The sequence below is a fragment of the Sphingobacterium sp. HJSM2_6 genome (genome assembly GCF_049316305.1).
Taxonomy (GTDB): domain Bacteria; phylum Bacteroidota; class Bacteroidia; order Sphingobacteriales; family Sphingobacteriaceae; genus Sphingobacterium.
Map to the genome: position 1 here is coordinate 478,794 of NZ_JBMOXB010000001.1, position 13,324 is coordinate 492,117.

The 13,324-nt window shown below is 37.2% G+C and carries 6 protein-coding genes and 1 tRNA gene; 1 reads left to right on the top strand and 6 read right to left on the bottom strand.

Features of this window, described 5'->3' with window-relative positions; all coding sequences use genetic code 11:
- Nucleotides 1-2 precede the first annotated feature (2 nt).
- The 4 genes from ACFRAE_RS01975 to mgtE all read right to left on the bottom strand — a co-directional run bounded on the left by ACFRAE_RS01975 (nucleotide 3) and on the right by mgtE (nucleotide 6,554).
- Nucleotides 3-4,361 carry a CusA/CzcA family heavy metal efflux RND transporter gene (locus ACFRAE_RS01975; RefSeq protein ID WP_422795435.1) on the bottom strand — a complete coding sequence of 1,453 codons (4,359 nt, stop codon included), beginning with the start codon at nucleotides 4,359-4,361 and terminating at the stop codon, nucleotides 3-5.
- 139 nt (nucleotides 4,362-4,500) lie between these two features.
- Nucleotides 4,501-4,842 (bottom strand): DUF6660 family protein, encoded by a 342-nt coding sequence (locus tag ACFRAE_RS01980; RefSeq protein ID WP_422795436.1) that lies wholly within the window; start codon nucleotides 4,840-4,842, stop codon nucleotides 4,501-4,503.
- Nucleotides 4,843-4,998: 156 nt separating this feature from the next.
- Nucleotides 4,999-5,072: transfer RNA gene (locus tag ACFRAE_RS01985), tRNA-Asn, on the bottom strand.
- 108 nt (nucleotides 5,073-5,180) lie between these two features.
- Nucleotides 5,181-6,554, bottom strand: a complete 1,374-nt coding sequence (gene mgtE, locus ACFRAE_RS01990; RefSeq protein WP_422795437.1) for a magnesium transporter — start codon at nucleotides 6,552-6,554, stop codon at nucleotides 5,181-5,183.
- A gap of 680 nt (nucleotides 6,555-7,234) precedes the next feature.
- On the opposite strand from mgtE, the gene ACFRAE_RS01995 reads away from it, so the two are divergent.
- Nucleotides 7,235-10,063: a hypothetical protein gene (locus ACFRAE_RS01995; RefSeq protein WP_422795438.1), complete on the top strand. Its 2,829-nt coding sequence runs from the start codon at nucleotides 7,235-7,237 to the stop codon at nucleotides 10,061-10,063.
- Between the two features lie 79 nt (nucleotides 10,064-10,142).
- On the opposite strand, the gene ACFRAE_RS02000 is transcribed toward ACFRAE_RS01995, so the two are convergent.
- On the bottom strand, nucleotides 10,143-11,333 hold the full coding sequence (locus tag ACFRAE_RS02000) for a phosphoglycerate kinase (protein WP_422795439.1): 1,191 nt from the start codon (nucleotides 11,331-11,333) through the stop codon (nucleotides 10,143-10,145).
- A 159-nt stretch (nucleotides 11,334-11,492) separates the two neighbouring features.
- The gene (gene sppA / locus ACFRAE_RS02005) at nucleotides 11,493-13,262 is read right to left on the bottom strand and encodes a signal peptide peptidase SppA (protein ID WP_422795440.1); all 1,770 of its coding nucleotides are present in this window, start codon (nucleotides 13,260-13,262) and stop codon (nucleotides 11,493-11,495) included.
- Nucleotides 13,263-13,324: the final 62 nt, after the last annotated feature.

Consider the following 13,324-nt stretch of genomic DNA (forward strand, 5'->3'; position numbering starts at 1 on the left):
TATTAGTTGTTAATGATGAATTGGATTAATGCAACAGACTCATTGATCTGCTGAATACTTTTTAAATAATTTAATTGGATATCGGTAGACGTTTGTAGGGTATACAGATAAGTAACATAAGAAATTTCTCCTGTACGATAACCCAATTGAGCGGCCTTGATCATTTCAGCAGCATTGGTTAACGCCTGATCTTTAAAATAACGGTACTGAACCAAATAGTGTTCATATTGATTTAAAGCAGTCCTAAGTGCTGTAGAGAGTTGATGTCGCTGCCACTTTGCATCGGATTGCAAAGCCTGCTTTTGCAGGTCAATGGATTTCATTCTCGACTTAGTAGCCCCATAAGTCAATGGTAGGGAGAGTCCAACTTGAAAGGAGTTAAATCGTTGTCCTCGACCATAAAATTGTTCTACTCCATTTTTACGATGATTGCCGACTAAGGAAATATTGTTATAGCCTAAAGTAAGTTCTGGCAGCCCAGATGTGCGCTCCACTTGTTTTCGCTGTTCCATAACGATTGCTTCCTGCAACAACAGCTGTATACTGGGATGATTGGAAATATCTTGCTCGCTCAAATTCTCTGTCAATAAGCTAGGTTCATAGTTTGCATCTAATGCAATTTTAAAATCAGAAGTTATTCCTGTCAAGAGTTGCAATTGTTGAAATGCATTTTCCCGAAATACTTCATTTTGCTGAACAAGCAAATTGATTTCTCCTTTTTTAGTAATGGCTGTATTCACATCCAACTTTGCTATATCTCCAGTTTTGTACCGTAGTTCGGCCACACGAATAAAATCTTCATATATTTCCAGCAGTTTTTTTAGAACGTCGGCATTGTGTAAATAATATGCTAAATCAGAATAAGTAGTTCTTACTTGTTTTGATAGTTCCTGTTCCGATAATTTTTTTTGTTGTTCTTTGTTTTTCACTTCCTCCTTAAACAACTTTCTTTTGGCAGAGAATAAACCTGGAAAGGGAATGCTCTGCGCAATTTGAATACCATCGTTCTTTTCAAATCCATCAGTATTTCCATATTGAAACTGAACATCCGTCTTAGGCAATTCGAAACTTGAAGAAATTAACTGTTTTGAAGAAGCTATAGCTAAAGTCTTTGCCTGTAGGTTACTGTTGTTTTTCAAGGCACTATCTATGGCTTGACTTAATGTTATTTCCTGCGCTGAAGCACTTTCCATGCCACTAAACCCGACACATAGTGCAAGGAGAATTCCTAATTTTGCAAGCCCTGAACGAAAGGGTTTATTTTTTACACGCATAACTACCAAATACAATAAGGGTAAAACAAATAAGGTTAATGCAGTCGCAGAAATTAATCCACCGATGACCACGGTGGCTAAGGGCTTTTGTACTTCAGCTCCTGCAGAATTGCTTAATGCCATGGGTAAAAATCCTAAGGAGGCAACGGCAGCAGTCATTAGTACGGGTCGTAGTCTTAACTTCGCCCCTTCCATAATTCGAGGTATGATATCCTTCCATCCTTCTTTTTCCAATCGGTTAAAAGTGGCTATTAACACGATACCATTTAATACTGCTACTCCAAATAAAGCAATAAAACCCACTCCTGCAGAGATACTAAATGGCATATCTCGAATCAACAGGGAAAACACGCCTCCGATAGCACTCATCGGAATTGCAGTAAAAACCAATATAGCCTCTTTGAAAGACCGAAAAGTGAAATATAAAAGAATGAAGATGAGCAATAACGCAATAGGTACTGCAACCAATAGCCGATTGGAAGCTTTTTGAAGATTCTCAAATTGGCCCCCATAGGTAAAATAGTACCCATTTGGTAGTTTGACTTGATTAGCCAATTTTTCTTGGATTTCTTTTACCACACTTGCTACATCGCGATCTTGCACGTTAAAACCTACATATATACGTCTTTTGCCACCTTCTCTACTAATTTGCGCAGGCCCTAATTTAAAGTCAACATTTGCGACCTGCGATAAAGGAATCTGCTCGCCGTTGGCTAGGCTGATGAATAAATTATTGACGTCATCAATGGAACTTCGATAGGATTTATCTAATCGAACGACGAGATCAAATTTTCTTTCATTTTCGTAAACAACACCGGCTTTTTTACCAGCGAAGGCGGTACTGATTAAGTCATTGACTTGATTTACTGTTAGCCCATAATTTGCCAAACGTACCCGATCATATTCAATATTAATCTGCGGAAGACCCGCAACTCGCTCCACCTGAGGGCTCGTCACCCCATTTATTTGCTGAATAATCGCTTGTGCTTGATTGGCGTATTGTAATAACGAATCTAGATTCTCTCCAAATATTTTAACAGCAACATCCTGCCTTATCCCTGTCATCAACTCATTAAATCGCATCTGAATGGGTTGATTAGCTTCAAAAAACACTCCAGGGATTACTTCCAATTTCTCCATCATCTCATTGGCTAATTCATCGTAGCTTTTGGAAGTTTTCCAATCTTTTTGAGGCTTTAATATGATCATCATATCCGTTGCTTCAGGAGGCATAGGATCGGTTGGTACTTCTGCAGCACCCGTTTTACCTACGACCATCTTTACTTCGTCAAACTGCTTTAAAATTTTAGAGGCTTGCATGGAGGTTTCTAAACTTTGACTTAAGGAAGTCCCTTGTGGTAAAATACAATGAAAAGCAAAATCTCCTTCGCCTAATTTTGGCAGAAACTCGCCTCCCATACGGTTAAAAAGCAGGATACTGATGCTAAACAAAACAATAGAGAAACCAATAATCCAATAGTTAAATCGAATAGCTTTAGCCAACATGGGTTGGTAAAGCTGCTGCAATTTCTCCATCATTTTATCGGAAAAGTTCTTTTTGACCTTTGGCTTCTTAGACAAGCATAGGGCACTCATCATAGGAATATATGTGAAGGATAAGATTAAAGCGCCTAGAATTGCAAATCCTACTGTTTGAGCCATTGGTGCAAACATTTTCCCTTCGATGCCTACTAAAGTTAAAATAGGAATGTACACGATCAGAATAATAATTTCACCAAATGCAGCACTGTTTCGAATTTTCCGAGCTGACTCATACACTTCCTCATCCATCTCTTTTTGACTGAGCTGATGTGTGCCTTTTCGCAAGCCTAGATGATGCATGGTGGCTTCGACGACTATCAATGAACCGTCTACAATTAAACCGAAATCAATGGCCCCAAGGCTCATCAGGTTAGCACTCACATCAAAAAGGCGCATCATCGCTAAAGCAAATAAGAGGGAAAGTGGAATGGCAGAAGCTACAATGAGACCTGCACGCATATTGCCCAAAAAGATGATTAACACAAAAATGACTATTAACGCGCCTTCGATGAGGTTGCGCTGAACGGTACTGATCGCTCGACCTACTAAATCTGTTCGATCTAAAAAAGGCTCGATGACTACATCTTCGGGAAGAGATTGCTGAATGATTGGTATTTTCTCCTTAATTCGATTGACCACTGCAGCACTATTTTCGCCTTTCAACATCATCACTATGCCTCCTACGGCATCCACTTCCCCATTGTAGGTCATGGCGCCATAACGAGTAGCATATCCAAATTGCACGGTAGCAACATCTTTTACATAAACAGGAACAGATCCCAACTGTTTAACCACAATATTTCCTACATCTTCCAAACTGCTGACTAAACCTACGCCACGTATGAAATAGGCATTGGGTTTCTTGTCAATATATGCACCGCCCGTATTTTGATTGTTAGCCTCTAGGGCAACGAATATTTCTGAAATGGAGATATCCATCGCCTTTAGCCTTTCGGGGTCTACAGAGACCTCGTATTGCTTTAATTGCCCCCCAAAACTATTCACCTCTGCAACACCTGGGGTGCCATACAGCTGTCTTGCGACTATCCAATCTTGCATCGTCCGTAAATCCATTGCAGAATACTTTGATTCACTTCCTTTTTTAGGATGCAAGATGTATTGATATACTTCCCCTAAACCGGTACTTACAGGTGATAATTCAGGCACTCCTATGCCGTCTGGAATTTCTTCCTCTGCTTCTTTCAATTTTTCATTGACCAACTGCCGGGCAAAATAAATATCGAGGTCATCTTCGAAAACTACCGTGACTACCGAAAGTCCAAACCTGGATATACTACGGATTTCTTCGACCTTTGGAAGGTTTACTATACTCTGTTCTACAGGAAATGTAACTAACTGCTCGACTTCCTGACCTGCCAAAGTAGGACATAAGGTGATGATTTGTACTTGGTTATTGGTAATGTCAGGTTGCGCATCGATGGGTATTTTACTAGCACTCCATACACCCCAAATAATTAGTAATAAGGTCATTAATCCAATAATAAACTTATTATTTATAGAAAATTTTATAATCTGATCTAACACAACGTATTGATAATTAATTAAATAAATAATTAGTTAAAACAACCTGCTTAAGCATTAGAAAACTCGATGCTTCAAGCTAAATACAGCAAATTATGCCTGTAGGTAAACTACAAACATGAGAATGCATTGTTCTATGAAATTAAACGATAAGTTGTGGCGGCTGCCATATTTCAGCCATGTAGGAAGGGATATAAATGAAACTATAGCTAGCTTCTGTTTTAGGTAAATCGAAGGATTTTACCTTGAAATCAAATGTATTAAAATTCCAGTGATGAAAAACAGCGGACAATACACCACAACAACCGCAAACACAAAATGGGGAACAGAAATCAGAATGCTCCTTGTGCTGATGTACTCCTTGATCGGAAAGTTCTTGGGAATTTGTTGGATAATTTAGCGCATCTTGTTCAAACGAATCAGAGCATGGTATTAAAAACAATACCAACATATAAATGGCCATGATTGATGAAAAGATTTTCATATTCAAAATCAAAGTTACAAAAAATTAGTATAGTGTATATTTTAATATCATATCGCTTAAGGATTGCCTCCTAAAATAAAAATATTGGGAACGAAAAATGGAAAAAGAAAAGGCATAAAAAAAGGTCATCCATGAATGATGACCTTTCTTCTTTTGCTCCTGAAGCTGGGCTCGAACCAGCGACCCTCTGATTAACAGTCAGATGCTCTAACCAACTGAGCTATTCAGGAATTTGTTATTCCCTTTTGTTTTGGTGATGCAATTATCGGAAGATTCAATGAAAAGTGCAAATATTTTTTTATCAAATTATGCAAGTTATTCAGAACCAACAGGAATAATTAAAATAGCAGATCGCCTAGTATGAAAGTTGTAAATGAAAAATAAATAATTAAACCGGTTACGTCCAAAATCGTGGATACAAATGGAGCGGATGAGCTTGCTGGGTCAGCACCAAATCTTCGCAAAATAAATGGAAGCATCGCTCCAACCAAAGAGCCCCACAATACCACGCCCACTAAAGAAAGCCCGATTGCTGTACCGACCAAGTACCAATATTCTCCATAAGCATGTTGAAATGCTTCTTCTGTAGCAATTCTCAAAAATCCTAACACGCCCAATATTAATCCTAAGAGTAAACCCGATAATATCTCCCTGCGCATGACAAACCACCAATCTCTTAAAGTCACTTCGCCCATAGCCATCGCTTGAATAATCAGGGATGATGCTTGGGTACCTGAGTTCCCTCCGCTAGACATGATTACAGGCATCAGGATAACAAGAAGTGCATTGAACTTAGACTCGTAGTTCTTGAGTACGAAAAACGTCAACAGCTGCCCTAAAAACAACACGATCAGCCAACCTGCTCTTTTCTTCACCAAATGAAAAACCGACACATCCAAGTAAGGCTCGTCCAAGGCCTCTGTACCCCCTAACCGTTGCATGTCTTCCGTGTACTCTTCGTTGGCAACCCAAAGTATATCATCAATGGTCACGATCCCTAACATGATGTCATTTTCATCTACCACCGGCAAGGCTACTCGATTGTTCATCCGGAAGATGGTCACGGCCTCTTCTTGGGGTGCATTTGCTAATAGGGAAATCAGTCGATTATCGATCAAGTCCGAAACTATCGTATCGGGCTCTGCAACGAGAACATCTTTTATCCGAATATCGTCTATCAATTTTCCTTCGGCATTAATGACGTATAATACATCGATCGTTTCTGAGGCACTTCCATAGCGACGAATATGATCCAATACACGAGGCATGGTCCAATGTTCTTTTACCGTGATATAATCGGGCGTCATCAAACGACCGACGGAATCTTCTGGATACCCCAATAAAGACAAGGCTTCTTTTCGTTCTTCAGGTGTCAACAGAATAATGAGTCGCTTGACCACATCGCCCGACAACTCCGAAAAGAAGGAAGTCCGGTCATCTGGAGGCATCTCATTTAAGAGTTCTCTGATCTTAGAATTTGGAAGTTTTTTGACGATCCTTTCCTGAGTTGGAAAGTCTAGAATTCGGAAAACGTTAACCGCCCTTTTGAGGCTTAAAATTTCAAGAAATAAAGGGCCACTTTCTGGAAGTTCATCGATGAGCTCTTCAACATCAGAAATGTTCAATTCGTTCAAATATTCTGCAAGCTCGGCTCGGTCACCACGATCAATCAGTTGCTCTACATGTGCTACAAGCATTGCTAATTCTTCCATACGACTCCTTTATTTATTCAATCCTACATTGGTGCTAAAAAATCATTTTTGCAAAAGTCGCTTTTTTTACTGTAAATAAATAATTAAATTTTTACTAAGCATTCCTTCTTTTTCCATTGAAAAAATCATGCCTTTTATTCCTTTTCAACTTAAGCGATTCAGCTAAAAATTAGGCTTCTGAGCCTAGGGATTGTTCAGGCCTAAAAACAAAATACATGTCAGTTTGTCATTTAAGAGTTATTGCAATTGGAATCTAGGCAATGACTTAAAACCGATGCTTACATAAACCAACTTACTAGGGTACAAAGTTCAACTGTCAAACGGTAAATATAGAGTCTATTTTTACACGTCCACGAAAGTTGAAAATATCGACGGACTTTCTCCTTCCTAAAATCGCTCAAAATAATCCAAGGAAAAATTCTTTAAAAAATCACAACTAATACGGTTTTTAAATTTAATATTTCATACATTTAATCGCGCATTATTCGTAGCAAAATATTTCTATGGAAGTCTTTTAAAACTGTATAAAATACGCGTAATAGACCTGATTTATTGAATATTTTAACAAACTTAATATTAATCATATAATTCTTTTTATCAATTCATTACATAACATTTATTAAACACATCATTCAATAAAATAAGGTTATTTCTACTAATATATTTAGCAAACCATAAATATGATCAAAAATAGTCTATATAAACTCATAATATTCAGTATTTTAAGTTCTTTTCTTTCAATATTACCTTTACCTATTTTAAATGCGCAAATAATAGACAATGAACAAGCGCATTCGAGCATTAAATGGAAGCAAATTAACAGTCCAGATTTTCAACTTATTTTCCCCATAGAATTCCAATCCTCTGCCCTCCTACTCGCTGAGCAAATTGATAGTATGCTCATCAGGACAAGTCAAGATTTAAAAGTAAAGCCTAAAAAGATTTCGATAATTTTGCAAAGCAACCACATCGAACAAAATGGTTTTGCACAACTTGCACCTAGAAAAGTAGAGGCATTTACTACACCTGGCCCTGCAAGTGACAACACAGAATGGTTACCTAATTTAGTCATTCATGAATTGCGGCATGTTGCTCAATTTGACAAATTGACAGGTCGTATTCAAGGTCCTTTTTTACAACAATTAGCCCTAGCTTTTTACGGACTTCATCTTCCAGCATGGTACTTTGAAGGGGACGCCGTTTCGATAGAAACTCAATATTCCAATGGCGGTAGAGGAAGGTCGTCTTCCTGGATGATGCCCTATCGAACCAATCAACTTTCGAACAAAAAGTACAATTTAGACAAAAACATCTTGGGTTCTTTTAAAGATAATACTGCAGGTTATTACCTCACGGGTTACCTCTTAAACACCTACCTCACGAATCATTATGGGTATGGAATTCATGAAGAAATCATGCGGGATATTAGAGCTCATTTATGGAGGCCATTTAACTTAAATTATGCGCTTAAAAAAACCACCGGACTCCGCATCAACAAGCTCTATAAACTGTCGCAAAAACAGCTAGATTCTACTTGGTCAAGTTGGTCAAACTCGAGCATTTCTGCCGAAGCAAAAGCTGATAAAAATCGGTTTCCTACCGATTATTTTTTACCACAAACAACGACAGCAGGAACTCTATTTTACCTCAAACAATCTCCTCAAACAACGCCAGCACTCATTAGAAAAATCAATGAAAAAGAAGAAAAACTGGTGAATATAGGCTTTCAATTGACACCATATTATCAGGTGAAAAATAAATTTATTGTTTGGGATGAAATCAGAAAGGATGGCCGTTTTGGTAAACAAACCTACAATATTATTCAATTATACAATATCGAAACAGGCAAGATCCAATCCTTATCCAAGAAATCACGCTTATACAGCCCTATATTGAACGAAAAAGAAGACAAGGTCTATAGCATCCAAGTAGATAAAAATAATCGATCTAGCCTCATATATATCGATGTAAAATCTAAGAAAATCGTCAATTTGATTGATTTTCCAGTAAATATTTTCATACAACAGCCAAATTTAAATAGTGAAAACAACAAAATTATTGCGATCGCAATGAGTGGGAAAGGGACTAATTTAATAGAAATTGATCTACTTAATTTAAGCTGGAATCTCCTATTTGACTGGTCAAATTTCGAATTTAACAGACCCATTTACCATAAAGATAGGATCATTTATAAGGCCAATTATGAAAAAATTGACAATATTTTTGAATATAATCGAGAACAAAAAACCATTCATCGACTCACCGACGCCTCCTTTGGAGCCTTCTATCCCAGCGTAAATGGGGATGAAAATCTGCTCTATAACGACTATCAATACAACGGCTATAAGGTAAATTCAATAGGATTAGACCAGGATAATAAGCCTGTATTCAAACCTAATTTATCTTCCTTAAAACTGATTGATGAGCAATTAAAGGAGTTCAATCCACCCCTATCTAGAGGAAAAGACAAAGCCTATGAAGTAACAAATTACAACAGTTTAAGTCATTTATTCAACTTTCATAGCTTAAGTATAAGTGCAAATAACTTCGAAAATTTCGACAATTATAAGCCAAGTATTTACTGGTTATCGAACGATTTGTTGAATACCACACAACTTAAATTAGGCTATGAGTATGATCTAGAAATGGAGAAAAGCAATTATTCAGCAGAGATTTCCTACAATAAGTTCTTTCCAAAATTTACCCTAAAATACCTAAACAGAGGTCAGATTGGTCAAGCTAAAGTTGGCAATAGCAATCAAATCATAGGCTTTGATTTTAGAGAAAACGTATACAGTTTCGATATGCAAATCCCGATCAGCATCTATCGAGGAAACCTGCTTTACAGCTATGGATTAAGCTTTGGCACCTCTTATCAGCAGCGATACGATTTAAGCATCAGTACCCTTAGAAACTTTAATTATGAATTCTCTTTCCCCTTAAACTATTTAGTGTACTTCAATAGAAATACCAGAAGAAGTCAATTAGATTTAATACCAAAATGGGGTCAAAATATCAATTTCACCTATAGACATGTGCCTTTTGAAGATGCCGCAGATGGCCAAATGTTTGTGCTAAAATCGAATTTCTATTTCCCGGGCATCTTTCATAATCATGGATTTCAAGCGAGATTCTCCTATCAAAGCAGCACAGGGAGGTACGAGGGCATGTACGAAATTCCTTTAGTTTCTGGCTTTTCATCATTTAATGCTGGAAAGTTTAATAATACCTTACTTTTAAATTACCGTTTCCCAATAGCCTATCCGGACTGGGCGATAAGCTCTATTGCGTACATTAAGCGATTTCATGGGTACTTTTTCGCAGATTACCAAGATATACAAAGAAAAACAATGGCTCCAGTTTCCTTTGGTATTGGTTTATCCGCAGACTTCAATTTATTTCGATATATACTACCCGATTTTGGTATAGGCACCAAATTTAGCTATATTAATCACCCCAGTGCAAAGGGCAAGATCGTACCTAGCTTCAGCTTTAATTACAGTTATTAATCAAGTTTCAATCGTCATAAACTATAAAGGAGAGCCAATGGCTCTCCTTTAACATATATTTGAATTCGTATAATATATACTAATCTAAAATCGCTTTAACACCTGGAAGTGTTTTACCTTCCATATATTCTAGCAAAGCACCACCACCAGTACTTACGTAGCTCACATGCTCCGTCATACCAAATTTAGATACTGCAGCTGCTGAATCTCCACCACCAATTAATGAAAACGCACCTCTTTCTGTTGCTGCAACTACCGCATTGGCTACTGCTCTAGTACCTTTTTCAAATGTTTCCATTTCAAATACCCCCATAGGACCATTCCATAGCAAGGTATTAGAAGCGTTGATTACATCAGCAAAATGCGATGCAGAATCTGCACCTATATCCAAACCTTGTAATTCAGCAGGAATTTGATCATTAGGACCATCGTATACGACCGCATCATTAGCGAAACGATCAGCGATTTGAGCATCAGTAGGCAGTACTAGATTAACACCTTTTTCCTCAGCTTTCTTAACCAATTCATTAGCCAAGTCCAATTTATCCAATTCTACTAATGACTTACCGATTTCACCACCTCTAGCTTTCACAAATGTATAAGCCATACCACCACCGATAATTAAATTATCCACTTTATCTAGTAAAGCTTCAATAAGTTCTAATTTATCAGACACTTTAGCTCCACCCATGATCGCTGTAAATGGTCTTTCTGGACGACTAAGTATTTTTTCAGCATTATCAATTTCTTTCGCCATTAAATAGCCAAAGTATTTATTTCCAGGGAAGTTTTCTGCAATAATTGCTGTCGAAGCATGCGCGCGGTGCGCTGTTCCAAAGGCATCATTTACATACACATCGCCTAATGCAGCTAATTTCTTCGCAAAATCTTGATCACCTTTTTCTTCTTCTTTATAAAAACGAAGATTTTCTAACAACAACACTTCTCCAGGTTTTAAAGCCGCTGCTTTTTCTTTTGCTTGTTCGCCAATACAATCGTCTGCAAATTGAACTTCAACACCCAGCACTTCTGACAAGTAAGCTACAATATGTTTTAACGAGTATTTATCTGTAGGTCCATCTTTAGGTCTACCTAAGTGAGACATTAAAATAACAGAACCTCCATCTTTTAAAATTTTATTGATTGTAGGTAATGCACCTTGTATTCTATTATCGTCGGTAATATTAAAATTCTCATCAAGTGGCACGTTAAAATCAACTCTGATTAACGCTTTTTTGTCATTAAAATTTAAATCTTCTATAGTTTTCATGATATATTATTCCTTGCGGTTGAGTTTAGAGTCTAAAGATAAAAAAAACTTTCATTTTTCCTTATGCCTGTATATTAGTAATAAAAATCCCATTTCTTTAATAGCCTATGGAATTAAAACAAAACGCTGATCTTAATCAGATCAGCGTTTTGTTTTAAATTAATAAATCTCGACACGATAGGGTATCCTTGCCTGAACACCCGTCTGCGAAGTTATTTTCTTTATCTCTTTGAGGTAATTCACATAAGCTCCTAATTCATCCTCTAGAAACCAAAGTTTGATTTTATCTTTCGAACTCGACAATAAATTAGCAAAAGGTTCTTTTGTTCTTGGATATTCAGAAACACGATAATCTGTTAATTTCGCTTTACTAGCAGCAGCTTCCACCGCCTCATCCAAGCCCGCTAACTTATCAACTAAACCCAGTTTAAGAGCTTGTTCACCAGTCCAAACACGACCTTGCCCAAGGCTATCTACTGCTGCTAAACTTAACTTACGACCATCTGCGACACGTTTCATAAACACTTGGTATATTTTATTTACACCAGTTTGCAAAATAGTTTTCTCTTCTTCTGTCAACGCTCTATCCATATCCACATCCATATCAGCAAATTTCGCAGTTTTAACCGCATCAAAATGAATCCCTAACTTATCGTTAAACAAGTTTTTAAAATTAGGTATCATTCCAAAAACACCAATAGAACCCGTAATTGTTGTTGGATCAGCAAAAATAGAATCCGCAGCAGCAGCTATATAATAACCCCCTGAAGCAGCATAATCTCCCATAGATACGATGACAGGTTTAACCTTTTTAGTCAATTCTACTTCTCTCCAAATCGATTCAGAGGCTAATGCTGATCCACCAGGAGAATTCACACGCAAAACAACAGCTTTCACTTTATCATCCGTACGTAAAGCTCGCAGTTCTCTAGAAAAATAATCACCACCGATTTGCCCATCAGAACCCTCTCCATCTACAATGTCTCCATAAGCATATAAAACTGCGATGCGGCTCGCTCCTGCGGCACCTGCATTCGTTTTATTTTTATAATCCACTAAAGAAACATAAGGCACTTCCTTACCTTCAGCAAGGTCCAATTTCTTTCTCAAAAGGTCTAAAACTTGATCCTTATAAAACAGATCATTAACAAAACCATATTTCTTTGCGTCTTCAGGATCACGAATCAAATATTGATCGGCGATGTACTGTAAAGAATCTGTAGAAATGTTTCGAGAATTTGAAATGTCCGTTAGAAAAGTTTTATTTATACTTCCTAAATAAGAATTAACTTGTTCCTTATTAGCCTCACTCATTGCATTCATCATAAAAGGCTCCACGGCACTTTTGTAAGTTCCTACCTTTAAGATTTGAACATCAACGCCCAATTTATCCAATGCTTCTTTAAAAAACATAACCGAAGTCGCCAAGCCCCTAAAATCCAAGGTACCTTGAGGGTTCAAATAAATCTCATCAGCCGCTGCATTTATATAATAACTCTTTTGTGTCATTACATCTGCAAACGAAACAACAAATTTACCTGAACTTTTAAAATCTATAATTGCTTCACGAATAGCCTTCGCCGTTGGAAATCCAACATTTGCGCCTGAAACATTTAAATATATACCTTTAATATTTTGATCAGCTTTTGCAGCTTCAATTCGCGCAAGGATATCATTTAAACCCAAGCTCTTCGCGCCACTAAATCCTGGCATATCTAAATCTTCAAATGGATTTGGTTCAGTTTTTTCCGTAATCACATGATCCAAATTAATGTACAACACGGCATTATTGGGTGTGATAGCCTCTTTTCCGCTCCCTACTGAATTAACCATTGAACCTATGATGCCCACTACAATAAAAAACAATAATAGTGTAGAAACCACAATACCTGTAATTGTAGCTAAAACATATTTAAAAAATGATCTCATACAAAATATTTAGTTGAGTGTAAATTTAACGTATTATTCCAATTATACTAAACTATTCCTAT

Bases quoted from the DNA above. Each gene is read 5' to 3' on its own strand.
- sppA (WP_422795440.1), bottom strand. From the start codon at position 13,262: ATGAGATCATTTTTTAAATATGTTTTAGCTACAATTACAGGTATTGTG.
- ACFRAE_RS01995 (WP_422795438.1), top strand. From the start codon at position 7,235: ATGATCAAAAATAGTCTATATAAACTCATAATATTCAGTATTTTAAGT.
- ACFRAE_RS01980 (WP_422795436.1), bottom strand. From the start codon at position 4,842: ATGAAAATCTTTTCATCAATCATGGCCATTTATATGTTGGTATTGTTT.
- ACFRAE_RS02000 (WP_422795439.1), bottom strand. From the start codon at position 11,333: ATGAAAACTATAGAAGATTTAAATTTTAATGACAAAAAAGCGTTAATC.
- mgtE (WP_422795437.1), bottom strand. From the start codon at position 6,554: ATGGAAGAATTAGCAATGCTTGTAGCACATGTAGAGCAACTGATTGAT.